Origin of the sequence: Parasphingorhabdus sp., assembly GCF_039977335.1 — a bacterium.
In the GTDB taxonomy this organism is placed as follows: domain Bacteria; phylum Pseudomonadota; class Alphaproteobacteria; order Sphingomonadales; family Sphingomonadaceae; genus Parasphingorhabdus.
Genome location: NZ_JBDWDI010000001.1, coordinates 412809 through 438637 on the forward strand (window position 1 = coordinate 412809; position 25829 = coordinate 438637).

Sequence of the window (25829 nt, forward strand, 5' to 3'; positions counted from 1 at the left end):
ACCTTATGATCCGATGATGTGCATTGTCCCCGATATCGATAAGCTAGTGAGAGTCGCTTATCACGTCAATGCGTCCAATTGGATTAATATTGTTGACCTGCCTAAAGATGAGGCTAATCTGCTCATCCGCCCCGCGTGAAACTTTGGTAAAGGTGAGGATATTATGGCTTGGCGAACCCTTGCCAAATGGTCAGCTATTTTCTTGGGCATATGCATGCTGATATTGGTCGTCTTTGGCTCAAGAATTTTTGAACATGTCATCGAACGGGGTGTAGCACCCTATTTGGGTGACAAGCCTGCCTATACGCACGAAGCGGGTCGAACCCTGAATTTTCGCGTCAAGATGAAGGATGGCATTGCGTTAGCGACCGAAGTATTTTTGCCAGAAGGTGAGGGGCCTTGGCCGACGGTCCTTGTTCGCGATGCCTATAGCTTTAACAAATATCTCTTTTGCCATCCCTTGGTGCGCTATGGTTTTGCCTGTGTGCATCAGGATGTTCGCGGCAGATTTGGTTCCGAAGGCAAATGGCAGCCATTTATCAATGAGGCCGAAGATGGTCAGGCGACACTAGACTGGTTAGTTGATCAAGACTGGCAGGATGGCAATCTCGCCATGATTGGGTTTTCTTATCTCGCTGTATCGCAATGGGCGGTGGCTGATCGGCTGCCGCCAGAAGTGAAGACGATTATTCCGATGCTCGGACATGGGGATGTCTATGATATTGTCTATCGCGGGGGACATTTTGCACAAGGCGTGACCGGGCTATGGTCAACGGAGCTGTTCATGCCAGCGGGCGAACAAGATAATGCGGCGGAAATCTGGCAAACAAAAGTCTTGCCGGCTCGACCGGCGCTGGACGTTGATCCAGCGCTTTTCGGTGCGGCATGGCCCGCCTATCGAGATTTTATCAGCCATCCCTTGCGCAGCGACCTTTATTGGCAAACTCCTGATTACCATCAATTACGGACGGCGCATCACCGCGTTAATGTGCCTGTGCTTTGGGTTGCCGGCTGGCATGATTTTTTTCTTGATGGCACGTTGAAGCGTTTTTCGGAATTGCCAACGCGAGCGCAAAGCACCCTGCTGATCCAGCCCGGAGAGCATGCTGGGCAAACAGGCGACCTCGTTGTTAACGATCAATCTGTGCAATATTTCTCGTCAGCGCTCAGCTGGCTTGATCATCATCTGCGAGGCAAGCCGCTGCCAGACCAGCTGGCTCCCGGTATCTTACATTATCGCAATGGCGTTGATCGTTGGTCCAAGGCTCCCGCTTGGCCACCGGCGAGTGAGCCGATCAAGTTGGAACTTGCCAAGCTGAACAAGTCTTCCAATTGCGGTGGTAAACTTGCAACCTTAGATCAGCCTGACTCTGAGCAGAGCGTGGCAAAATTCATATATGAACCCAGATCGCCCGCTCCGACGCTTGGCGGTGCCTATATGTTAAACGCTTCTGTGGCGCGTTCGGCTGTTGTTTCGCAAGGTCATGCAGCTTGCGAACGCGCGGATATTTTGTCCTTTCTATCTGCGCCTTCGTCAAAGGAGCGACGGCTGGCGGGTTCGATAAATGTTGCGCTTGACGTGTCCAGCGATGCGCGTGACACGGCCTTTTTTGTTCGCGTATCGGAAATACGCGATGATGGGAAAGTCTTGAATATACGGGATGACATTCTGGCTTTGTCTGCCCGTGAAGGAGATGGTTTAGCGACAAAATATGAACCTGGCACACGGGCCGCACTTATGTTCAAAATGGTCCCGATTGATTGGACGCTTAGGGCAGGGAGCCGGATCAGACTTGATATATCATCGTCCAACGCGCCGGCGTTCTCGGCCCATTTCAATCAGACAGGTTTGTGGAGTGCCCATGCTGATCCAATTGTAGCAACGCAGATGGTTTATGGTGGATCATTGGAACTGCCGGTCGTTGCACAGGCGCGCTGACCGCTATCTGGCTTCGTTTGCAACCAAGCGATTATTCAGGCCAGATCAGCATTGTTTGACAAGGCTTCAACAGATTTGATGCCGGACCAACCAAGACTTCGAAAGGTACGGGGTCCAGACGCCAGCATTTATCCCTCTCAACATAATGAGCAAATGCCGAGCGATCGAGCGTAAATTCGGCAACGGCCGTTTCACCAGGCTCTAGTTCCAGACGCTTAAATCCTTTCAGCAATTTTTTCGGCCGGTCGATGACACTGTTGCCAAAGCCGACATAGAGTTGTGCGACCTCTGCGCCTGCCATAGCTCCACGGTTGGTTATCTTAACGCGAACGAGTGCAATGTCGTCGATCATTTCTAGCGTTGGATCACCATATATAAATTGCGTGTAAGACAGGCCAAAACCAAATGGCAGCGCAGGAGTAATGCTTTCCCGATCAAACAAAGTATAGCCGTGATACATATCGTAGGTAATATCATCTGCATGTTTGTCAAAATAAGGCAGATGGCTCTCGTAAGCGGGAATGGAGAAAGGCAGTTTGCCTGACGGGGAAATGTCGCCAAACAAGATACGGGCGAGAGCCGTGCCACCTTCCATTCCAGGATACCAGATCATTAGGATCGCGTCTGCTAGGTCAGACCATTCGTCCATCGTGATTGCTCCGCCACCCATCACGCAGACGACCATCTTGGTTCCTGTCGCAGCAACGGATCGGATGAGGTCAACATCCGCTTGCGGTAGACGCAGCGAACTGCGGTCACCGCCGCGATGTGCATCTTCCTCGCCGCTCACTTCCTCCAGTGCGACATCGCCTGGAATAAATTCGCCTTCATCGAAATAGGTATAGCCAACGATGACAATTGCTATGTCGTTATTTTTGGCAAGAGCGGCCGCTGCGATAGGATCGCCGCTCGTATCTGATTGTAGCGCAATATGCCGGTCGACCAGATTTTTTATGCCAGCGAGAGGCGTGACAGCATAAGGCGGCGTGACGTTGGACGAGCCGTGGTCACCCAAATTCACTTTGTCCGCCAGCCTTCCGAGTACAGCTATGCGAGCGCCATTTCTGGCGAGCGGTAATATGTCATTATTTTTAAGGAGGACCATAGATTTCTCAGCGGCCTCTTGAGCGAGTTCCGCATGTGCGGCGCAGCCGACATCGCTCGTGGAATAGCTTCGAGGGTCAGCTGCTCGTGAGAATCTCAGCTGCATGCGTAATATCCGGCGGACGGCCTCGTCAACAACGGCTTCGTTTGTTTCACCGCTTTTGACTGCATGGACCAGATCCTCGCCAAAGAAGGTCGGTTCGGGATTTTCAATATCGAGTCCGGCCTCGGCCGCGTCTGCGCCGTAAACGCCCTTCACCCAGTCGGAATGAACAAAGCCTTCGAAGCCCCATTCATCTTTCAAAATATCGCGCAGCAAATGTGCATTATGGGCGCAATAATGACCATTGACCTGGTTATATGCTGACATGACTGTTGCACATCCGGCATCGACCACCCGCTTGAAATGCGGCAGATAAACTTCGCGCAATGCGCGTTCGGAGACGGTCACATCTACTTTGAATCGCGCGTTTTCGATGCTGTTCGCCGCGAGATGTTTGGCCGTAGCCATGACGTTTTGAGATTGCGTGCCCTCGACAAGAGCGGCGCCCATCTCGCCAAGATGATAGGGATCTTCCCCATAAGTTTCCTGTGATCGTCCCCAAGCCGGATGCCGCAGCAAGTTGATGCAGACATTACTAAGCAGTGTAAGGCCAAGTGCACGTGCCTCAACACCCATTGCTGAACCTATCCGGTGCTCAAGATCCACATCCCAACTTGCACCACGCGCCATGGAAACGGGAAAGCATGTCGTCCCATTTGGCAAGCGTACACCTCTTGGCCCGTCTGCATAGCTCAACGGCGCCAGATCGATCTCCTCACAACCACCGCCCGCATTATAGGCCCGCACCCCGAACTGCCGATTGTCGACCGAAAAATAATATTTGTAGAAATCCTTTCCAGACATCATCGCGACCTTTTCTTTCAGGCTCAGTGTCGGAATGAGTTCGTCGAGTTCCATCTCTATAGTGTCGTGATCGGCTGAAGCTATTGTCATGATTTCAATTCTATTGTTGCTTTGTGGAATTTGTTGGGGTGTTGAACGACCGCACTAATCGGCGGGACATTGGGATTGGCCTAGCGCATGAATTTGGCGCCGCGCCGCCGAAGGAATAACATTCCCGTCGCGATACGTCTTAAAGACATTCAGGATTGCACATTGATCCGACGGAGACATTCTTTTGTCCTGCTGCAGATCGGCAATCCATAGCTTCATCGAGTCCAGGCCTGGCAGGGTTCCGATTCCATTGTCCCGCTCGCTGTCGAATCGGATAAGCTGATGCGATGAGCCACTGGTATAGCGCGGCCATGCAGGGCCGGATTCAGCCTTGGGCTGCCCGTCACGTGCGAAAGATGTCCAATATTGTCCCATGGCGGCACTCAAAGCGCCGCGACTTGCGGCATGTTTGCTGGGGAAAAGATATTTTGAACCATCAGCAAAGTCATCGAATGTGCCGAAGACGAAAGGAATTTCGAAACCATGTGAAGCGCCAAGTAGCTTGGAAAGATCAGTCATTCCGACGGACCCACTCTCATCCCAGTCGAAACGATAAGCCCATATATCTTTATGACCCGCACGATCCATCATGGCCGCCGGTTCGTCCACTGTGTGGATACGCCATAAGCGGCTGGCATATTCCGATATCAAATCATAGCGATGCTGATTTCGAGCGGCTGGGAACAGGCCAAGTTTCTTTTCAACCAATTTGGGGTCGGATTGAAAGAGAGCTTTGAGCTCATCCCTGTTCGTGCCCATGATCATTGGCACGGCATTAAATGTTTCTTGGTCAGACAACAGTGACCGAAGCGGAGCCTTTGGCAAGCTGACGCCGTCTGAAATTATGGCTGGAATATTAGGAAACTCAGGCGTGCCGTCATTATATCTTATACGCGTTTCCGCTGCTTCTTCCCTAGTTGCGTAGGTTGCGAAAAGGTCCGCGAGCGAGGTTTGCCTCAACGCTGCAGCGGTTTCCTTGTTGTCCAAGTCCTGATGCCCAAGCTTGTTGATGACCACCGATGCCGGATTGAAAAAGTCACTATTTTCAAATTCCGCCTTGTCCAGAGAGACGCTGTCAAAGCCCCCTGACTGCATAATCGCCTGGTGAAACAGGCCTGTCGCTAGTGGAGAGCCGATTAATGCCGCAATATTCTGGCCACCGGCGCTTTCACCAAATATCGTAACATTGCTAGGATCACCACCGAAGACAGAAATTTCATCCCGCACCCAAGTCAGGTTGGCAATCAGATCGAGAAGCGCAAAATTAGCAGCGCGGTCCAAAGGCTGCGTGGCCGTTTTACGAAGCGATTGATGAGCAAAGAAACCAAGCGGGCCAAGCCGATACTGGACGGTGACCAGAATGATGTTCTGCTCGACAGCAAGTTTGGATCCGTCATTGTCGCTTCCGGTTCCCCACACATTGGCGCCTCCATGGATATAGACCATGACGGGCAGGTCACGGCCTTGTGCATTGGGTGGCGTATAGACATTTAAGTACAGACAATCTTCCGACCCGATCAGTTCTCCGGCGTTGGATTTTTCGCGCGAGAATTGCGGGCAAGGCGGACCGAATTTGGTTGCCGACTTTATGTCGCTCCACGCGGAAACAGGGCGCGGTGCGCGCCAGCGGTTTTGACCCGCGGTGGATGCTCCAAAGGGAATTCCGCGCCAGACATGAGCACCGTTGCTTGCTTTGAAGCCGATCAATTGTCCCTGACTCAAGGCGAGCAGGGTGTCGGCATCTTTCACTGGTTCAGCTGCGGCTTCTGAAAGATTTCCGCAAGCTGCCAGGCAAAGTGACAAAGCGATTCCTGCTGCGATGCGACTGATCAATTATCCCTCCCAGAGCTTTTTCTTGCCGCCCTCATCGCCGATCAATTCGCACCGTGCAACAAAAATCGTCCAGATGGACGTAAAATGACAATATGTGGAACGGGGAGCTAATATGGATTGACTGGCTGCCGATAAAATGAAAATAGTCCAAATGGATTAAAAATAAGAGAGGATCGAAATGGCAAAAGCCAAAGGGGGCAGCGTGCGCATATTTTTCAAGGTGCGTGTGTGACTGTAGCAGCGCAGAAAATAGCCGCCGATCCTGGAGCAGCGATCACGACCTTGCGTTCTCGGATCGGGTTCGGTTTTGGCGACTTCGGGGTGTCGATCGGTTGGAATATTACCAATACGTTTGTTCTATTCTACTATACCGATGCTGTCGGGCTGCCCAATGCCGTGGCCGGAACAATTATCATGGCGGCGATGATTTGGGACGGCATTACCGATCCGGTGATCGGCGTTTTAGCCAGTTGGACACGGACGCGCTGGGGTCGATATCGGCCCTATATGTTGTTCGGCTGTATACCACTGGCTTTGTCGCTTGCGCTGATGTTTCACCGGCCCGACCTCGAAGGAACCGAGCTTATCGTCTTTGTTGCGGCGACCCATTTATTGTTTCGCACCTGTTATACTGTCGTGGCAATTCCCTATAGTGCGTTGATCGCCCGACTCTCAAGAAATGCAGACGAGCGCAGTTCTCTTGCGGTCTGGCGGCTGCTCTTCGCGACAATCTCGGGCGCGCTTGTCGCGGGACTAACACTGGATTTGTCCAAGGCACTCGGGGATGGTGATCTGGCTGTAGGTTTCGGCCGAACAGCCATGATCTTTGCAGCATTTTCTGTGGCGGCCATATTGGTATGCGTCGCCGTAACCCGCGAAAGCGAGTCGCAAGCGGACATTGATCAACCTTTGCCCAGCATCGGCAATATCCTTCAGATGCTATCGAAAAATTCCGCCTTCTGGTTGCTGTTTGCGATTCTATTCATTGGTGGGACTGGGTCGACTATAGGCGGAAAATCTGGTCTCTATTTCCTGAAGTATAATCTCGAATCTGAATCCTTATTTGGTTTGTTCGCTGGCGGCTATGCGCTCACCATAGCGCTTTCAGTCCCGTTCTGGGGTTGGATCGCAAAGCGACGAGGAAAGAAATTTGTTCTGCTCAGCGCCTTTTCCATTGCGATTACGGTAAATGGCGCGCTCTTTCTGCTCGCGCATGCCTCACCGTTAATCATTATTCCGTTGATGATATTGGGTGCTGTAGGGGCAGGGGCCGTCTTTCTGTCTATATCTGCCGCCATGCCGGATACGGTTGAATTCGGGGAATTGAAAACCGGTGTACGAGCAGAGGCTGTCATATATGGCTTGATGGCTTTTGCGCAAAAAGTATCGCTGGGTGTGGCGGTCGGCATATTGGGTTTCGGTCTCGATCTGATCGGCTATCGCGCGAATGAAGTGCAAACAGCTGAGGCGACGGAAGGACTGATTTATCTTGTTTCGCTTGTCCCGATGTCATTTTACATTGTTTGTCTTGTGCTCGCCCGACGGTTCGACCTCGACCAGTCTCGACATGCTGAAATCGTCCGGGAAATAGCAGCGAAAAAGCGAATCGCTAGCGATGGCGCAGCTGGAACGAGTAAATCACAAGGCCGATAGACGTCCTTAATGACCCTATCAATCCCAGTCATAACGCCAGCAAGTGAGTTAAAAACCATACAATCGGACGATTTTTAGGACGTGGCTGGATTTGTCGGTTGACAAATAGTCCAAATGGACGAATATCAATTTCGAAAAGTGCTTAAGCACTAAAAATGGGAGGATAAAAAATGGTTCGTCAGCACAGAAATTTGTTATTTGCGTCACCAATTATATGGGGCGCGCTCATCAGCTCCCAGCCTGCATTTTCACAAGTCGATTCCAGCAGTGCTGACAATTTGAGCGGTGAAGAGGAAGTGTCCGGCATCAAGACTATTATAGTGACCGCACAGAAAGTCGAAGAGGACCTGCTGGATGTTCCCATTTCTGCAACGGTGGTTTCGGGCGAGCAATTGCAGGATCGTCAGATCGATAGCTTTGAGCAGCTTCAATATGTTGCTCCGGGAGTCCTCTTTAGCGGCGGGATAAACCCTCGGCAATCTGCGACGACCGTACGCGGTGTGGGCGTGGGGGTATTCAACATAGGCGTTGAGGCGAGCGTGGCTTTATCAATTGATGGCGTCACTATCGGCCGGACAGGGGCTGGAATATTTGACTTTGCCGACGTCGAACGCGTCGAAGTTTTGCGCGGACCGCAAGGCACGCTGTTCGGTAAAAATGCCTCGGGCGGTGTTATTTCGATCATCACCAAGGGTCCGACAAATGATCTTTCGGCCGAAATGAACATTGCTTACGGCTCGTTTGATGAAGTGAATATATCCGGGGCCATATCCGGGCCTCTCACCGAAGGCGTCACCGCACGTCTTTCAGGATATCGCAATACCCGCGACGGTTTTATCGAGAATTTCAACCCTGATGCTCCGCAAAATGATCTCGCGGATCGGGATGAATATGGATTTCGCGCCAAAATTAACTTCGAGCTCAGCGATACAGCCGATCTGCTTATAAGCGCGGATCATTCGCGTCGCGATAATACGCCTGGTGGTTTGACCTACCGGCAGCTTTCGCCGGATGTTCCTGGCTCTGGGCTGGTGCCCGGAATAGGACCTGTCAGGATAAATGCTATCGGAGATGAATCGCTCAGAGCCGGGATAATACCGGGACCAAGAAACAGACAGGTCGCGTCAGACGGAAATTGGATAGCCGAGAGCGAGGTTACCGGTTTTTCTTCAGAATTGACAATGGTTCTCGGGGACCATGACTTTGTCTCGCTGACCGCTTGGCGTGATTGGGATATATTTTCCGAGGAAGACGCAGATCTGATCCCGCAACCCTTTTTGTTGATCAACTCGGGCGACCAGAAACAGTCGCAATTCAGTCAGGAATTTCGCCTATCTTCCCCGCGCGATCAAAAGTTGACCTACACGTTGGGGGTTTATTATTTCACACAGGAAATTGATCAATTCAACCGTCAAGTGGGCACTGGTGGCCTTAATCTCATTTCACTTCTTCCCGGTGTCCTTCCGCCGATCCTGCCGTCTCCCGGTTTGGGTGGGACAGACTTTACGTCCAATTTTGAGGAGCGCAATTATGCGTTTTTCGGACAGGGGGAATATGCGGTAACGCCTAAGCTTTCGCTGATCGGAGGGTTGCGATTGCTACGCTCTAAGCTCGAAGCGAGTCAGTCGTTTGCGCAGACACCGGTATCGGTTTCCCCATTTATCGTCGCGCCGTTTCTGCTTCGTGAACTTGAGGAGGGCGAGTTCACGTTGCAGAATGACGATGATGCATTGACCTGGCGATTGGGTGCAAAATATGACTTCTCGGAGAATTTCAACATATTCGCCACGGCGACCCAGGGATATAAATCTGCGGCATTGGTAACGGGTGAGAATTTGACGGAATCCGGTGCTGATGGCGAAGATCGTTTGCCCATCGCACGTCCTGAAAAGCCGTTACAACTCGAAGCTGGCCTTCGCTATCGCAGCCTCAACAACCGTCTACAGGCCGGTGTTACGGCTTATCATACGACGATCAAGGATTTGCAGGCGCAATCCCTTGTCCGTGGTCCGGACAACACGCTTGTCGTGTCGCTTTCCAATGCCGCGAAAGCCGTCACCAAAGGGTTTGAGGCTGATGTAACCGTCGTACCGGTTGATGGTCTGACTTTGTCGGCAGCGGTCGCTTATAATGACGCGAAATATAAGAAGTTCGAGCAGGCAGCATGTTATGAACTGCAGACAGAAGCACAGGGTTGCTTCGAAGTTCGCGTTGATCCTGACGACCCGGATAATCTGGCGACCACCCCAGCGCAGGATCTTTCCGGGGCTCCGATCGCAAATGCACCGGATTGGATACTCAATGGCTTCGCGCGCTATGATTTTCGCGTGAGCGATGACATTGGGGCCTATGTTCAAGGCGGCTTCCAACATCGTGGCGATACGTTGAGCATCGTTTCGAACGATCCGCAAAGCCGGATCAACGCTTACACGCTGTTCGACGCGCAAGTTGGTTTCAATCTCTGGGATGGTGACGCGACCCTCTCGCTTTTCGGTCGCAATTTGACCAATGAGAAATTTGTCGCGGCCATTGTGCCGATGCCTTTCGATGTCGGCGGTTATGCCCAGTTTACAACGTTCGAATCTCAGCGGACTTGGGGCGTGCGGTTGGCATTGAAATACTAAAAAATGGCGCCTGCAGACTTGCTTATTGATGCTTTTTTCCCGGGTGGTGGAGGCTTTGTGTCTCCACCATTTCGTGCGAATTCTGGCTACTGGCTTGGTCGGCGCGCTCTAGTCTCAAACCTTGTGAAGGACTCTAACGCATCATGCTGAAATCACTTCCGAAGATTGCCGGCACAATATTTGCGCTGATAATCGTGTTGCTTGCCATCGGCTGGTTTAACCGCACTTCGATATTCGTTTGGATGCTCAACAACGAGACTATCTCTACATGGCTTACGACATTCGAGCCATCAGAGGATTATGAATCTTCGGTTGTGGGTTCTTATCCCGTCGCCGCATGTCAGAACAGCCACGTTGATTGGGGAGAAAAAGCGCGTCGGACAATTTCTCTCAATGGTAGCTGGGACGTTGCTCAGGGGGAGAGGACCGACAAGCCGCCTGCAGATTACCGTCATAAGGTGCCCGTACCTGGATTGATTACCGAAGCGCGTCCCGCTTTCACGGAAATGGGTATCGAGAGCGACCAGCGCGATATCTTTTGGTATCGAACCACGTTTACGGCACCAGAGGAGGCTTCAGCTCAAGCCTTTTTGTGCCTTCACAAAGCGAAAAACGGAGTCAAAGTCTGGTTAAATGGTGAGCCCTTAGGAGAGCATTACGGAACGTTCTCACTTTCCGAATATAATGGTTCCAAGGCCATTCGTTATGGGCAAGCTAATGAGCTGGTGGTGCGCCTTGGCGCAGACCGAAGCCAATTGCCAAGTTTTGTCCCGGCAGGTGACGATGACGAAAAGGACCGCTGGTATCCCGGGCTTTGGGACAGTGTGAGTCTGGTTTTGACGGATGAACTGTCCATTGCCAATGTCAAAATCGAGCCGGATATTGATCGAAAGCTTGTCAGGATAAAGACCATCGTCCTGAATGGCGGTGCAAAACCTTATGAGGGGTGGCTCTCACAGAAAGTGACCCCGTGGCTGGACGAGAATGGGGCGGTTGGTCCAGCAGAGATTGAGACAGCCATCACAGTCGCGCCGGGGGAACGCCAGACCATATTACAAACGGTAGATATGCCAACATTTGAACTGTGGTCGCCCGAGACGCCGTTCCTGTACCGCGCGCATACGACGCTGGGCGGCGGAAAAGATGGTATTGTTGGTGCCTCCGATGATCGTGTGAACAGATTTGGTATGCGCAAAGTCGAGTGGCGAAGCGGGACGGACAAGGGGTTTTATCTGAACAACCGTCTCTACTATCTTCGCGGCACCAACATCGGTCTCCACCGTTTTTTCGAGGATGCAGAGCGTGGAGAGCTGCCGTGGGATGAAAAATGGGTGCGGGCTTTGCTCAGCGGACACCCGAAGGACTTTCACTGGAATTCTTTCCGCAATCATACGGGCCGATTGCCGAACTTTTGGTACGATTTGGCCGATGAAATTGGTTTCATTGTCGCAGACGAATATAGTTTTTGGTCAGTGGTCCGCGGGACAGAGTCGGAAGGCTGGTCTATAGTCGAACTGGAAAAGGAATTTCGCGGCTGGATCAGCGAAAATTGGAACCATGCTTCGATCGGTTGGTGGGACGCGGCGAACGAGAATCATAACCCGCTTTCCGATGAAGTAATCAGACGTGTGCGGGCAATGGATCCCACACGCCAGTGGGAAAATGGCGGCTATCGACCTCCAGTCGGTCCGAATGATCCGATTGAGGAGCATCCCTACAAGCTCAACGCAGGCGGCGCACTCAATCTCAATGATCGTCGTTACACGCTCGATGATTTCACCACGATGGAAGGGCAACCGCCTCAGGCCACTTGGGGTCCGTTCGCTACCTATTCGGGAGCGCCCGAGCATCCATTCATAAATAATGAATACGCCTTTCTTTGGGTTACGCATCGGGGGCGGCCGACTGAGCTAGCGAAACTTTCGTTTGAGAATATCGCGGAAGGTAAAGTTTTGACGCCAAAGGAATATCTGGAGGCTTATGCCTATCTGACAGCCGAATTATCAGCCTATTGGCGGGCGATGAGAGGCTATGCCGGGGTTCAGCACTTTGTCTACCTGTCCAAATGTAATGATGAAGCTGACGTGCCGGAAGGATGGGAAGTTCGGACTACCAGCAAGACTTGCGACAATTTTCTCGACGTTAAAAACCTCAAGCTTGAACCACGTTGGGCACGCTATGCCCGAAGCGCTTTTGCGCCGCAGCTCATCTATCTTCGCGCTTGGGATGAGGCGTCCTATCCGCGTGGGAAACGGGCTTCTGTGCCAGTCATATTGTTGAACGACGACTATAATAAGGAGGACGTTGTAGCAGAGATTTTGGCGATAGATGCCAACGGCCGGATCCTGTCACGCTCTGAGCCGGTGGATATGGTTCTCGAACCGGTAAGCAGAAGAGATATTAAAATAGAGCTCGATATCCCTCAGGCTAAGCGCCTTTTATTTGTGGCACGGCTTACCTCTCCGTCGGGTGCCTTTGATCCCGTCTATGGCCGGCGCAAAATTGGTTATGACCATGTCGGCAAGGCCATTCCCGATCCGCCATTCAGATTATTGCAATCCGAAAAGAAATCTATCGCTTTGACAGCGGGAAAAAGGACTGAAAAATGACAGAAATACAGGGCAAGGTTGCTTTCATCACAGGCGGTGCGTCTGGCATCGGGTTGGCATTGGCAAAGACGTTGATGTCTCGAGGTGCGCGGGTTGCGATTGCAGATACTGACGAGCATGCGCTGGCTGCGGTGCAAAGCGAATTCGGCTCACAGGCGACCGCAATTTTATGTGATGTCGCCAATCTCTCCAGCGTTGAACAGGCCGCCGCGACCACTTTGTCAGCCTATGGCGAAGTCCATCTGCTTTTCAACAATGCCGGTGTCGGCGCTGGCGGTGTTGCCGGAGAGATATCCGTTGAAGATTGGCGCTGGGCGATCGACGTTAATCTCATGGGGGTAGTTCATGGTGTTGAGACGTTTGTGCCGATTATTCAGAGTCAGAAGACCGGTGGGCACATCATCAACACCGCATCGATAGCGGGACATATAGCGGCGCCTTACATGTCGCCTTATTCGGCGACAAAATTTGCTGTGGTAGGTTATTCAGAATGCCTCAAGCTGGAATTGGCAATGCACAATATCGGCGTCAGCGTTCTCAGCCCGGCTTTTGTGCGTACCAACATACACAATAGCGGCGCGAACCGTCCTTCGGCTGACAAGGAAGCCGCTGGCGACGAGCCGGATACCTTTAAGACACTTGTCGAAAGCGGCCTGGATCCCGCCGTTGTCGCGGACTGGACAGCGGATTCTATTGAGGCCAATCGTTTCCATATATTCACGCATCCGGAGTTAATGACCGCGGTCGAAGATCGCATGAATGACCTCTTGTCCGACTATGCTGCGAGCGCCGCCAACGATCGATTTGCTGCGTAAGATCCGCGCAATGTTTCCTATATCTCAATCTCTCTTGATGGAGGAGCGTCGATGAAACGTTTGTTGAAATGGGGTGGTTATACCACGCTGGCGCTCGTTGGCTTACTAACGATTGCCGCAATTGGTGGTTACGCATATTTGCAAAGCGCCCTCAGTGATGCGTGGGAACCGCCAATAGCGATGGAAGGCGTCCCTAGTATCAGTACCTATGCTGGCGAACCGGCACCGGCTGATGTTGAATACACGCCGCTCCGCCCCCATCGGCTTGACTTGCAGACCTTAGCGGCAATTGACCCAGCTACCCGCCCCTGGGCTCGATGGTGGTGGCCGGGAGGGGATGTTGACGCCGAGCAAGCGTGCGAGGAACTGCGCTTGATGGATGCTCGCGGAATCGGCGGTGTAGAAATCCAGTCTTTCAACATTGGCCTTGAACCGATCGAAGACGAAGCCGTCCGCATGAAGATTAACTCGTTTGCGAAAGATGATTATTATAACATTTTGTCGGATACTATGGCCTGTGCGGAACGGATTGGGATGGAAGTGTATCTGAACCACCTGAGCGGCTGGCCTGCGGGTGGTCCGCAAGTCTTGCTTGAGGACGGTTTGCACAGTCTGGCCAGCGGGCATTTGGATGTGAAGGGCGGGCAAACTGTCCGCTCAAGCCTGCCGAGGCCCGAAGTGGGTCTTAATGCTTACCTTCTTGGTCTTGCTGAGGTTTTCTTCGGACTGGAGGTAGCCGACTTTCCGAGTGATCAAGCGACTTTTTTGAGCGCGGTAGCAATGCGGCGAACCGGCGGTCAGCATTCCGATAATCCCTTGGACGTGACCGACACTATCACGCTCGATAGTGAGACCGCGATAGTTCTCGATGACCATGTCACCGGCAATCTTGTCGAATGGGATGCACCCGCCGGAGACTGGACCATCGTCGCAACCTATATATTACCTTCTGGCGAGGCGCCGACTTTGGGAGCGCATAACACTCCCGGTTTCGTCCTTGATCATTTTCGGCGTGATCAGGTTGTCGGACATTATAACTGGGCGTTCGGAAACCGTACGGGTTTGCAAGATCATTATGGCAAAGCGTTTAAGGGGTTTTTCAACGACAGTCTGGAATTCAAGGTCGACCGCCTGGCGGCTCATGATATTCTCGCGGAGTTCGAGAAACGCCGGGGATATGACCTGCGGCCCCATCTTCCGGCCGTGCTCCTTGATGTGGCTGATAATTTCTTCCTGCGGGATGTAGCCCATATTGAGGCGACCCCAAGATACACACTTTCGGATACAGACGAGCGCGTTCGGCATGACTATCAGCAGACCTTGTCTGACTTGGTCGTCGAGCGATTTTTACAAACATCGGCAACTTGGGCAGAGGCGCGGGGCCTGCATTCACGCGGGCAAAGCTATGGTATGGACCTCGACGTGATCCGGGCGCTGGGAGCCAACCATATCCCGGAAATAGAACAGCTTTACGCTGGCGGATCGACCGCATTTATGAAGATGGCCGCGTCGGCAGGCGCTCTATATGATCGCCCTTTGATTACGGCAGAATCTTTTGTCTGGATTGAACGCGACTATACCATTGCCCCACGACAAGTGAAGGCTGCGGCTGACTTGCTATTCGCATCAGGCGTGAACCAGATCATTTACCACGGCATACCCTATGGTTTAAAAAGTCAGCCATATAAGGATCTATTCGGCGATATACCGTGGCATCCGTTTTCAGGACCCGGCAATTTTAGCCACTTCAGTGAGAATTACGGGCAAGGGAGCATCATGTGGGATGCCCAACCCCAATTGAATGCATATCTGAGTCGAACCCAGAAATTGCTGCAATCAGGACGCCCAGAGGTCGATGTTTTTATCTATTATCCGTGGCTTGGCTTTCCGTCATTTTTTGACGAGACACCCGGGGTGACCGATGATTTTCTGTTTGAAGGCTACATGCCCGATGCGGGAAGACCGCCGCGCGAGAAGCCCGGTATCGACCTGACCGATCTTCCCTTTCTCAAGGTGCCGGAAGATAAAGTTGATCCGCGATTGGTTTGGTTGTCGAAGGCATCGGCATTGACGCGTGAACTTGACCGGCGCGGTGTGACCTGGGCTTGGGCAAATAGTCACGCACTGGAGACGCACGGGCGTGGCTTGGGAAATGGCCCAGATAATGTCTCAAACAATGATATCGCAGCGGTTGTGGTTTTCGAAACCGATGAGATGGAGCTTTCAACCGCCAACGCTTTGGAGTCGCTTGAAAAACAAGGCACTCAGCTTCGCTTTTCCGGCCAGATACCCACGCGACAGAGCGGGTTTAAGGATGCAAAGAGGGCTGATGAGGCCGTGCGGATGCGCATTGCTAAGCTGAGCCGCAATCAGGTGGCATCAACGCACAGCCAACTGGTTGATGACCTTGCAGGATCGTTGACAATGACCGGCAACAAAAATGTTCGCCGCTTCCGCCGCACCATTGGCGCGCGGGAGACCTTAGATTTTTTCACTAACCTCTCGTTTGATGATGCTGCCAGTGTTGTTCATGTCGTTGGCGATGATGGTCTCAACCGATATTGGTTCGACCCGATGGGCGGACATGTTTGGCGCGCGGATAGTGATAGGTCTGGCGGATTACCTCTGGCTCTGGGGTCGTTAGAGTCGGTATTCCTGATTTCGACATCGCAAACACTGACAGAGACCGGCAGGCCGCTTTCTCGATGGGTTCGCGATGATAGCACCACCGTGCAGGTGCTAGACCGGTGGACCTTGAAGGCCGGTGATGTCGAAAGAAAAATCGATGGCGGAATGATCGACTTGCGGGATGATAAGGATTTGAAATATGCCGCTGGTCCCCTCGTTTATCGCAACGATTTCGTGCTCCAGCCGATGAGCGCTGAACAAAGCTACTTGATCGACCTCGGGCGGGTCGAGGGTGTTGCGACCATCTCGGTCAATGGCAAGGCTGCAGGAAGAGCATCGACCCATCCGTTTTTGGTCGACATTTCGAAGGCGGTTCGCGCCGGAAAAAATAGGATCACAGTCTCAGTGCAGCCTCCGCAAAGAAACGCTCTGGTCGGTCGTGCACTGGCCGGTGATAAGTTTGCTGAGCATATGGCGGTCTATGAACATGATTTGGTTCGGGTCGGGTTGGTTGATGCAGTAAAACTGTATCACGTCGACGGTGCGAGTAAAAGGAAAGGGGCAGCGAGACGATAGTCTGTTGCAAAGAAATTCTTGATCAAGAGGGTCGCAACGGAAACCGGGAGTTAAGAACGACCAGCCGGTTAGTATTGTTCCCACAGTAAATATTGTTTGCTAATCTTCGCGTTGGCGTAGAATGGCTTTTGGATATGCCCCAAAACCCGACCCAATATGACGCAATTATCCTCGGCGCTGGCGGTGCTGGCCTAATGTGTGCAGCTATTGCGGGCCAGCGAGGCCGGAAAGTGTTGCTTATCGATCATGCTGATGATCCCGGTAAGAAAATCCTGATTTCCGGTGGCGGGCGGTGCAATTTCACGAATAGTAATACAGCCCCGGACCGCTATCTGTCGGCTAACAAGCATTTCGCCAAATCGGCCCTTAGCCGTTACACGGCTCAAGATTTCATCGCGCTGGTCAACCGCTATGGCATCGCATGGCATGAAAAAACTCTGGGCCAGCTATTTTGTGACGGCTCGGCAAAGCAAATCGTTGCTATGTTGATGGATGAGTGCCCTGAAGACGCAGTTACGTTGTCATTGGGGCAATCGGTGACCGATATCCGCCATAGTGATGGCGCATATCATATCGATTATGGCAATGAAGCCGCGACAGCCCCATCACTGGTGATCGCGACTGGCGGGCCTTCGATACCCAAAATGGGTGCGACAAGCTTTGCCTATGATATTGCCCGGCAATTTGGCCTGAAGGTTGTGGAACCTCGCCCGGCGCTGGTTCCGCTCACTCTGGGGGGCGAAGAAACCCTGTTCCGTTCGCTATCTGGCGTTTCAGCGCCCATTGTCGCGCGTTGCGGCAAGACTGCTTTTCGCGAAGCGGCGTTGTTCACCCATAGAGGTTTGTCCGGTCCGGCCATATTGCAGGTGTCATCCTATTGGCGTCACGGAGAGCCGGTTAGCGTCGATTTCCTGCCCGATCTCAAGCCGGATTGGTTGACCCAGTTGAAGCGGGAGCAGCCGCGTGTTTCGCTGACCAAGGCGATCAATGAGCATCTGCCAACCCGTCTGTCTGAAACCCTTCTGGACCGGATCGCGCTTTCTGGAGACCTTGGTAATCTCGCCGATCGCAAGCTGGAAGAAGCCGCTCGGCGTCTATCCAACTGGCGCTTCATGCCCAACGGAACCGAGGGCTATGCCAAAGCGGAAGTGACTGCTGGCGGTATCAGCACGGCCGAATTATCGTCCAAAAATATGGAAGCTAGGCAAATGCCTGGACTCTATGCTATTGGCGAGGCCGTAGACGTCACCGGCTGGCTCGGTGGCTATAATTTTCAATGGGCTTGGGCAAGCGGTTGGGCCGCAGCACAAACCCTCTAAACCAACGATATATTATCACCGACCGCAGGCGATTGGCATTTCCGCGCGGCTTTCAATCTTTGCCACGGACATTTGAACATGCCTTTCTCCTCAGTATCACCGCTTCTTGCTGAAGCGCTTGCAAACCGCGAATATGCTAAACCGACGGCGGTGCAGGCTGCCGTGTTGGAACCGGAAACCCAAGGCCGTGACCTTATCGTTTCTGCTCAGACAGGTTCCGGAAAGACAGTCGCCTTTGGTTTGGCGATGGCGCCGCAGCTTTTGGATGACAATGGACGGTTCCCTTTTCTGGTTGAGCCATTGGCCTTGGTTATTGCTCCGACACGGGAACTGGCTTTGCAGGTTAGCCGCGAGCTCAAATGGCTCTATGAGGGGGCGGGCGTTCAGATGGCAACCTGTGTGGGCGGGATGGATGCGTCGAAAGAACGACGGACGCTGCGCCGCGGTGCCCATGTCATTGTCGGAACGCCGGGCCGTTTGCGGGATCATCTCGAACGCGGGGCGCTCGACCTCAGCAAGCTGCGCGCTGCTGTGCTCGATGAAGCGGATGAAATGCTCGATATGGGCTTCCGTGAAGATCTCGAAGAAATATTGGACGCAACCGCCGAAGATCGCCGGACGTTGCTGTTCTCAGCGACCATACCAAAGCCGATTATCAATCTGGCCAAACGCTATCAAAATGATGCGATGCGAATTTCCACCGTTGGTGAAGATCGCGGTCATGGCGATATTGCCTATCAGGCGATAACTGTTGCACCTGCTGATACCGAAAATGCGGTGGTGAACCTTTTGCGTTTTCATGAAGCAGAATCAGCGATGCTCTTCTGCGGCACGCGGGAGGCGGTGCGCCGACTTCACACAAGTTTGGTTGATCGGGGTTTCAGTGCCGTGGCGCTATCCGGCGAACATACGCAGGCCGAACGCAATCAGGCGATGCAGGCGCTGCGTAGCAAACGGGCCCGGGTTTGTGTTGCAACTGATGTCGCGGCTCGCGGCCTTGATCTGCCGACGCTTAGCCTGGTAATTCATGTTGAAATTCCCCGTGATGCAGAGACATTGCAGCATCGTTCCGGACGGACGGGGCGGGCTGGTAAAAAAGGTACGGCGGTTATCATCGTACCCTATCAGCGGCGCAAACGGGTCGAATCCATGTTGCGCGGTGCGAAAATCAACGCCGAATGGAAAGATGCACCGACACGGGCAGATATCCGGAAAAATGATGCCGAACGCCTGATTGAAACCTTGCTTCAGCCCGTTGAAATTGATGAAGATGATCTGGAACTGGCCAAACGCTTGATGGCGGAAAAAACGGCCGAAGAAATCGCGGCGATGCTGGTGCAATCCCATCGCGCCAAAATGCCGGCGCCGGAACAGATGCTGGACCGTGGTGCCCAGTCACAACCTGCGCCTGGCGGACCGCGCCCCGGATTTGAAGATACCGTCTGGTTCAAAATGAATGTCGGGCATAATCAGCGCGCCGATGCCCGTTGGATTTTGCCGGTACTCTGTCGCCGCGGCCATATTACGAAAAACGAAATTGGCGCGATCCGGATCAACGGTGATGACACGTTATTCGAAATTCCGCGCCGGGTGGTTGATAAATTTACCAAAGCGATTGCGGAGAAACGCGAAACTGGTGGTGACGATACCGATGATATCAACATCACTCAGTTTGAAGGCACGCCACGCGATGCGGCGAAACGCAATCGCAAAGGCGGACGCCGGGACAATGCTGGCGGCGGTGGCCGGGATTATAGCAATGCCAGCAAGAAGTTTGGCGGCAAGAAATTTGGCGCGAAGAAATTCGGTGACCGTAAAGGTGGCGGCGGAAAATCAGAGGGCCGCGACTTTGGCGGCAAGAAGAAATATGGCAACAAGTCGGATGACGGCGGCAAGCCTTATGTGAAGCGCAAACCGGCGGGAGATCGTGAAGGTGGAAGTGAAGCTGGCGGCAAGCGCGAATTTGGCGATGGCTTTAAAAAGAAGTCCGACTTTAAAGGGGACCGCAAATCTGGCCCCAAGGACAATTTTGGCGGCAAGAAGAAAAAGCCGCATCGCGGTAAGCGTCCCTTTGAAGGCCAAAAAGATCGAGGACCGAAGGCCGACTAAGCCGCCTTATGACTGATGCTATCCAGATATATGTTGATGCTGATGCCTGCCCGGTAAAGGATGAAATTTACAAGGTCGCTTATCGCCTTGAGGTGCCAGTAATAATTGTCAGCAACAGTCATTTTCGCGTGCCTCAGCATCCGCTAATCAGCCGTGTGGTGGTAAGCGACGCATTTGATGCGGCGGATGACTATATTGCTGAGCGCGCATCAGCAAAAACGGTTGTGATTACATCGGATATTTTGTTGGCAGATCGCTGCATAAAGGCTGGATCGGTGGTTATTGCTTCCAATGGTAAGCCATTTACCGCCGACTCTATCGGTTCTGCGGTGGCGACGCGGGCGATTATGGCCGATTTGCGGGCAGGGATGGGAACCGAGAATATCGGCGGGCCGCCGCCTTTCACCAAAGCGGATCGTTCAAATTTCCTGTCGTCCCTAGATCAGGCGTTGATGCGTCTAAAACGGGGCGTTTAGTCAACCGTGACTTGAAAGGTGAGTGCGAAGGCCTCGGCTGGCCCCAAAGAGGCTGCTGTGGCCGTTAGGGTAGTTCCGCTGATTGAAGCACCAAAGGGGTCGCTTTCATCTGCGCCGGTTGCGTCATCATCCTCGGCGGTCGCTGCCGATCCACAATTACTGCCGCTTTGCATGGAAGCCGCCGTATATGTCACATTGCCGGGAATATTATCTGTCGCGCTAATCGACGAAGCTGTCGCACTGCCGGCGTTGGAAATCAAAATGCAATATTGAATGGTGGCACCGGGAATGGATTTCGGGTCGGTAGCGCCGTTGACGGGATCGCTGATAACGCTGCTGATCTTGGTTACGCTAAGCGTCGTTGCCGGATTGCAGAAATTGATATCGTGAATGGATATTGCCTGACCATCGGGATTGGCGGGCGCTGTGGCCGCATTGCCATATTCAATCGTAATCGTATCTACCGGGGACGAGAAGGTGACCACGACATTACCATTGGCGGAGTCTGAATTGGACCCACCGTCACCAATCGCTACATTTCCGACGACATAGTTGACGACGCCATTGGTCAATGTTGGCAATACGGTGGTGCCATTAAAGCTGCCTGTTACGGTCAGTTTATCGGCGAAATCATTGGCGGCAAAGTCGATGTCGAAAACGGTAAACTGTAAGCTGGGAACCGCTGTCGGCAGAGTAAGCACGGTTGTCGCCACTTGCGACCGATTGTCAAATTGCAGGTTTTGATAGAGCGATTGTTCCGTCGCCGCCAATCCGCCGGTATTGTTGTTGTTGTCTTCGGGCGAACCGTCATCATATGTCCCGCCGGTATTGCTTAGCGCGAAGTTTATGATTCCAATATTGGCAACGGTATAGCTATTGTTGAGAGTGCCTGATGCCCAGGTGACCCCTGCTGCGTTCCAATCGAATAAGGTTTGATTGACGATCGGGCAAATAGAATTGAAGTTCGGAGCTGTGCCAGCGGTGCGTGTACCCTGCACGGTGAAGCTGGCGCTGTCATCGTCATCCTCATTGGTGCTCCCATTGCCGGGGGTACTATCCGTATCAAAATTGGTTTGCGAGAAAACTTCCGCAAAATTTGTGATCGTAACACCCGCTGGTGCCGTCACTGTTCCGGTAAGGGTGATCGACCTTGTCTGGCCCGAAGCAATGCTCGGAACAGTCCACAAGTTGGTGCCGGTGGAATAGGATCCAAAGCCCGACGAGCCAGTGAAACTAAAACCAGCCGGTAAAATATCTTCGACCTGTACATTCGTTTCGGCGACTGGTCCGCCATTTGTCAGGTTTAGGGTATAATTTATCGTGCTTCCAGTGACTGGTGCTGTGTTGCTCACCGTCTTTGTCAGTGATAAATCCGACAGGGGCGTACCAGCTGCTTGAAAGGTGAAATCGGACAAGCCCATATATTGGGTGGGCCCCGACGGGTCGCCAGGCTCATTTTGTCCAAAATGATAGGTTATACGAACACGCTGCACCGAAGTCGCCCCGAAATCGACAGAGATATTACCGTTGGTGCCGAACTGATTGCCTGCAGACCCGGTGCCATGGAATCCCTGTACGCCGGACAATGTGGTTGTGCCCACAACGCTTCCCAGAGAGAATGTTGCCGGTACGCTGCGAATATTCAGCCATGTACCGCCGCCCGTATCATATTCGATTGTAACGCCATCATGGTGCGGGTTTCCGGCACGGTCGACATGATCAAGAACGAACGCCAGATTGGTCACGCTGGCGTCAAATGCATATATGGTTTCGAAGCGATCGTCCGGATCAAATGTATCATTGTCCATTGTGTAGAGCAGTGTGCCGGTTTGCGATCCAATGGTTCCGTTGAAATAATTGACCATTTCGGTGCCGTAGTTGTTGGTAAACGGGCCACCGTCAGTAATTTGCTGATGCGTGATTGTAACGGTCCGAGGACCAGCTGTTACCGAGGCTCCTGATGGCACGCCTTGAAAGCTCCCAAGTCCCAAATTGGTCCAATCGGCGGTAAAAGTCTGTGCCATGGCGTTGGTCGGACTAAGCAACAGGAAAACCGCCGCAAGGGCGCACAGCAATGTCTGCGCTATCCTTAGGCGCAGGCTGCATTGGTCGGATCCCTGAGATACTATCCCCACGTTCATGGCGTGGCATTAGACAAATAGCCTAAATATTTAGTAAAAATTTCGACTACCAAGCGCGGTTAACGAGATTTTACAATGATTGGATGCTGCGATTAAATCTCTGATTCAGAAGAGTTTTGAGATGTGGGTCAGCTCCAGTCACCGCGTCCGGCCATCCACAGGCTGATCGCTGCAACTGCTGCTGTATCGGCCCGCAATATGCGAGGGCCAAGCGATACCGGGACGGATTGGGGCAGGGCGCGGATAGCTTCATTCTCGGCATCGGAAAATCCACCTTCCGGGCCAATTAATATCGCGGCGGGGCCATCATTTGCCACCAAAGCCTTGCGGAAGCTGCCTTCTCCGCTCTCATATATGCGTTCATCAGCGAAAAATAGGTGGCGATCCGTCGGCCAATTTTGGAGTAAAGCAACGAGTTTGATCAATCCGTCCAGCACCGGAAGCGCCGTGCGCTCGCATTGTTCAGCCGCCTCGATCATGTGCGCGCCCATTTTGTCAGCTTTGATCTGTACATTCTGGGTTCGCTCGGTCTGTACCGGGATCATTTTCGCGACACCCAATTCCGTAGCTTTCTCGGCTATCCAATTATAGCGATCTTTCTTGATCGGGGCGGCCAGCAGCCAGAGATCGGGCACATTTTCCCGCTCCCGCGTTTTTCCGTCGATCAGCAATATCAAGTCACGTTTGCCGAGCATGGTGACATGCGCCAGATATTCGCCTGTCCTGTCATCAAACAGCTTTACCGGTTGGCCCTGCTTGATGCGCATGACCTTAAGGAGATAATGGGCGTGGCTGCCATCCAGCCGGATTTCTGCACCTTCGCTCAGTTCGGTATCGACATAGAGACGCGGGGCGCTGCGTGGTGGATAGGCAGGTGTGGCAGGCATATTGCGAAAACTCCATGCTGTCATGTTGTTGCAAGTTCAGCATGACGAAGGTTCTAAGTCGATCTATAGAGCCATTATGTCAACCCAACCGGAAATCGTTCCCGACACCGAATATCGCGGCCTGATGGGGCTGCTGCCCGCAGCGGCGCGCCCCTATGCGCTGCTTGCCCGTCTCGACAGACCGATTGGGTGGTGGCTGCTCTTCTGGCCGTGTGCTTGGGGCGTGGCCTTAGCCGGCGGAGCCGTGCTGCGTTGGGACTTGGTCCTTTGGTTATTGCTGGGATCTGTAGCGATGCGCGGCGCCGGCTGTGTCTATAATGACATTGTCGATCGTGATCTCGACAAGAAAGTCGAGCGCACGCGTTCAAGGCCGCTTGCCAGTGGTGCAGTATCGCTCAAAGCGGCTTGGGTTTGGCTCGGTTTACTTTGTACGATCGGTCTAGTGGTTTGGCTTCAACTGAATCTGATGGCAAAGCTCTTGGCGTTAGGCAGCTTGGCATTGGTCGCCGCCTATCCATTTATGAAGCGTATAACCTGGTGGCCGCAGGCTTGGCTCGGCATGGTCTTTTCATGGGGAGCGCTGGTCGGATGGCTCACCATAACACCGGAATTTTCGACCGCGATGCTGTTACTTTACGCCGGATCGATATTCTGGGTGATCGGCTTTGATACCATCTACGCGTTGCAGGATCGGGAGGATGATGCGCTGGTTGGTATTCGGTCGAGCGCGCTGCGGCTTGGCGACAATGTCCGTTTTGGTGTGCTCGTCTTTTATGGATTGGCATTAGCTAACTGGGCGGCGGCCTTTTGGATCGTGCGCCCGCAAATATTGGGTCTGGCCGCTCTAGCTCCACTCGCTCTCCATTTGTTTTGGCAGGTCGGTACGTTGGACGGTAGTGATGGGGAAGACGCACTTGCCAAATTTCGTTCTAACCGCTTTGCCGGTTTCCTGATGTTTCTTGCCTGTCTGGTATTGGGGCAAGCCGGATAGATACGGGACGGTTTCAAAATTAATTACATTGCCACTTGCAACCTATGCAAATTCTGGCATCCTTAATTGCATAGTTAAATCGGAAAAAATTCCCGGAGAGCCTGAATGAAACGACGCCGTCTTGGTAAGAGCGCCCTGCATGTGTCCGATATCTGCATGGGCACCATGACTTTCGGCACTGGTGCGGATGAAGCCATGTCGCACAAGATCATGGATCAATCGCTGGATGCCGGGATAAACTTCTTCGATACCGCTGAAATCTATCCGGTGCCGCCCAAGCTCGAATATTCCGGACGGACCGAAGAAATTGTCGGCCGCTGGCTAAAAGACAAGGACCGCGATTCGATTATACTGGCAAGTAAGGTCGCCGGTCCAAGCGGTGGCTGGTTTCAAGCAGCTGTGCGCCAGGGCAATACCGCGCTGGATCGCCATAATATTGTGAAGGCGCTGGATGACAGCCTCAAGCGACTAGGTACCGACTATATCGATCTTTATCAAACGCACTGGCCCGATCATGGCACTGCCTATGACGAGACGATGGAAGTGCTTGATGATCAAATTCGTGCGGGGAAAATACGTGCCATCGGCTGCTCTAACGAAACCAGTTGGGGCCTGATGAAATCGTTGGAAGCCTCTGAACGCCTCGGCGTCACCCGCTATTGCACGATCCAGAATAATTTCAGCATGAACAACCGCCGGTTCGAGGATGAACTGGCGCAGGTGTGTAAGAAAGAAGGCGTGAGCCTGATTCCCTATTCGCCGCTTGCGGGAGGAGTACTGTCCGGCAAATATAATGATGGTGCGAAACCGGAAGGTGCGCGTTTCTCGGCCTATCTCGCAATGGAAGGCGAGCGCCAGTTTAAAATGGCGGAGCGCTTTGTGAACGAGAAAAGCATCGCGTCGACCAAGCGGTTTATGGCTATCGCCGAAGAAGCAGGCATTGCGCCGGTTACCTTAGCTACCGCCTGGTCCAAGCAACATGATTTTGTTGCTTCCACGATTGTAGGAGCTACTCATACGGACCAGCTGCCCGACATATTTGCCGCCAGTGAATTGGTGCTCGGCGACGAGGTTATGAAGGCGGTCGATAATGTTACAAAAGACATTCTCTATCCGATGGGCTGACCC

15 protein-coding genes are annotated in these 25829 nt (G+C 52.9%); 11 read left to right on the forward strand and 4 right to left on the reverse strand.

The window, feature by feature from the left end:
- The first annotated feature begins 163 nt into the window (after window positions 1–163).
- Entirely contained in the window at window positions 164–1939 is a 1776-nt protein-coding gene (locus ABJM21_RS02075) for a CocE/NonD family hydrolase (protein ID WP_348303052.1), read from the forward strand.
- A 31-nt stretch (window positions 1940–1970) separates the two neighbouring features.
- On the opposite strand, the gene ABJM21_RS02080 is transcribed toward ABJM21_RS02075, so the two are convergent.
- Window positions 1971–4040 carry a glycoside hydrolase family 3 C-terminal domain-containing protein gene (locus ABJM21_RS02080; RefSeq protein ID WP_348303051.1) on the reverse strand — a complete coding sequence of 690 codons (2070 nt, stop codon included), beginning with the start codon at window positions 4038–4040 and terminating at the stop codon, window positions 1971–1973.
- 54 nt (window positions 4041–4094) lie between these two features.
- Window positions 4095–5873, reverse strand: coding sequence for a carboxylesterase family protein (locus ABJM21_RS02085; RefSeq protein WP_348303050.1), 1779 nt, complete (start codon window positions 5871–5873; stop codon window positions 4095–4097).
- Window positions 5874–6101: 228 nt separating this feature from the next.
- Between ABJM21_RS02085 and ABJM21_RS02090 the strand changes: the two genes are divergently transcribed.
- The 8 genes from ABJM21_RS02090 (at window position 6102) to ABJM21_RS02125 (ending at window position 20682) form a co-directional block, all read left to right on the forward strand.
- A complete protein-coding gene (locus tag ABJM21_RS02090) occupies window positions 6102–7526 on the forward strand; it encodes a glycoside-pentoside-hexuronide (GPH):cation symporter (RefSeq protein ID WP_348303049.1) in 1425 nt (474 codons plus the stop codon).
- Window positions 7527–7696: 170 nt separating this feature from the next.
- On the forward strand, window positions 7697–10150 hold the full coding sequence (locus ABJM21_RS02095; RefSeq protein WP_348303048.1) for a TonB-dependent receptor: 2454 nt from the start codon (window positions 7697–7699) through the stop codon (window positions 10148–10150).
- 143 nt (window positions 10151–10293) lie between these two features.
- Entirely contained in the window at window positions 10294–12759 is a 2466-nt protein-coding gene (locus ABJM21_RS02100) for a glycoside hydrolase family 2 TIM barrel-domain containing protein (RefSeq protein ID WP_348303047.1), read from the forward strand.
- Window positions 12756–13574 (forward strand): SDR family NAD(P)-dependent oxidoreductase, encoded by an 819-nt coding sequence (locus ABJM21_RS02105; RefSeq protein WP_348303046.1) that lies wholly within the window; start codon window positions 12756–12758, stop codon window positions 13572–13574. Before ABJM21_RS02100 ends, ABJM21_RS02105 begins: the two co-directional genes overlap by 4 nt.
- A gap of 51 nt (window positions 13575–13625) precedes the next feature.
- Entirely contained in the window at window positions 13626–16778 is a 3153-nt protein-coding gene (locus ABJM21_RS02110; RefSeq protein ID WP_348303045.1) for a glycosyl hydrolase, read from the forward strand.
- 134 nt (window positions 16779–16912) lie between these two features.
- Complete coding sequence (locus ABJM21_RS02115) at window positions 16913–18097, forward strand: NAD(P)/FAD-dependent oxidoreductase (protein ID WP_348303044.1); 1185 nt, start codon at window positions 16913–16915, stop codon at window positions 18095–18097.
- 78 nt (window positions 18098–18175) lie between these two features.
- Window positions 18176–20206: a DEAD/DEAH box helicase gene (locus ABJM21_RS02120; protein WP_348303043.1), complete on the forward strand. Its 2031-nt coding sequence runs from the start codon at window positions 18176–18178 to the stop codon at window positions 20204–20206.
- Between the two features lie 20 nt (window positions 20207–20226).
- Window positions 20227–20682, forward strand: coding sequence for a YaiI/YqxD family protein (locus tag ABJM21_RS02125; RefSeq protein WP_348303375.1), 456 nt, complete (start codon window positions 20227–20229; stop codon window positions 20680–20682).
- On the opposite strand, the gene ABJM21_RS02130 is transcribed toward ABJM21_RS02125, so the two are convergent.
- Both ABJM21_RS02130 and ABJM21_RS02135 read right to left on the reverse strand, forming a co-directional pair.
- Window positions 20679–22823: a DUF11 domain-containing protein gene (locus ABJM21_RS02130; RefSeq protein WP_348303042.1), complete on the reverse strand. Its 2145-nt coding sequence runs from the start codon at window positions 22821–22823 to the stop codon at window positions 20679–20681. The two genes, ABJM21_RS02125 and ABJM21_RS02130, sit on opposite strands and share 4 nt — an antisense overlap.
- A gap of 128 nt (window positions 22824–22951) precedes the next feature.
- Complete coding sequence (locus ABJM21_RS02135; protein ID WP_348303041.1) at window positions 22952–23710, reverse strand: 16S rRNA (uracil(1498)-N(3))-methyltransferase; 759 nt, start codon at window positions 23708–23710, stop codon at window positions 22952–22954.
- 76 nt (window positions 23711–23786) lie between these two features.
- Here ABJM21_RS02135 and ubiA point away from each other — a divergent pair, with 76 nt between their 5' ends.
- Together ubiA and ABJM21_RS02145 are read left to right on the forward strand one after the other, a co-directional pair.
- Window positions 23787–24701 (forward strand): 4-hydroxybenzoate octaprenyltransferase, encoded by a 915-nt coding sequence (gene ubiA / locus ABJM21_RS02140; protein WP_348303040.1) that lies wholly within the window; start codon window positions 23787–23789, stop codon window positions 24699–24701.
- Window positions 24702–24806: 105 nt separating this feature from the next.
- Window positions 24807–25826 (forward strand): aldo/keto reductase, encoded by a 1020-nt coding sequence (locus ABJM21_RS02145; RefSeq protein ID WP_348303039.1) that lies wholly within the window; start codon window positions 24807–24809, stop codon window positions 25824–25826.
- Window positions 25827–25829 lie beyond the last annotated feature (3 nt).

Coding starts and splice junctions, on each gene's coding strand:
- ABJM21_RS02095 (WP_348303048.1), top strand. CDS start 7,697: ATGGTTCGTCAGCACAGAAATTTGTTATTTGCGTCACCAATTATATGG.
- ABJM21_RS02120 (WP_348303043.1), top strand. CDS start 18,176: ATGCCTTTCTCCTCAGTATCACCGCTTCTTGCTGAAGCGCTTGCAAAC.
- ABJM21_RS02110 (WP_348303045.1), top strand. CDS start 13,626: ATGAAACGTTTGTTGAAATGGGGTGGTTATACCACGCTGGCGCTCGTT.
- ubiA (WP_348303040.1), top strand. CDS start 23,787: ATGTCAACCCAACCGGAAATCGTTCCCGACACCGAATATCGCGGCCTG.
- ABJM21_RS02135 (WP_348303041.1), bottom strand. CDS start 23,710: ATGCCTGCCACACCTGCCTATCCACCACGCAGCGCCCCGCGTCTCTAT.
- ABJM21_RS02145 (WP_348303039.1), top strand. CDS start 24,807: ATGAAACGACGCCGTCTTGGTAAGAGCGCCCTGCATGTGTCCGATATC.
- ABJM21_RS02080 (WP_348303051.1), bottom strand. CDS start 4,040: ATGACAATAGCTTCAGCCGATCACGACACTATAGAGATGGAACTCGAC.
- ABJM21_RS02075 (WP_348303052.1), top strand. CDS start 164: ATGGCTTGGCGAACCCTTGCCAAATGGTCAGCTATTTTCTTGGGCATA.
- ABJM21_RS02115 (WP_348303044.1), top strand. CDS start 16,913: ATGCCCCAAAACCCGACCCAATATGACGCAATTATCCTCGGCGCTGGC.
- ABJM21_RS02105 (WP_348303046.1), top strand. CDS start 12,756: ATGACAGAAATACAGGGCAAGGTTGCTTTCATCACAGGCGGTGCGTCT.
- ABJM21_RS02130 (WP_348303042.1), bottom strand. CDS start 22,823: ATGAACGTGGGGATAGTATCTCAGGGATCCGACCAATGCAGCCTGCGC.
- ABJM21_RS02100 (WP_348303047.1), top strand. CDS start 10,294: ATGCTGAAATCACTTCCGAAGATTGCCGGCACAATATTTGCGCTGATA.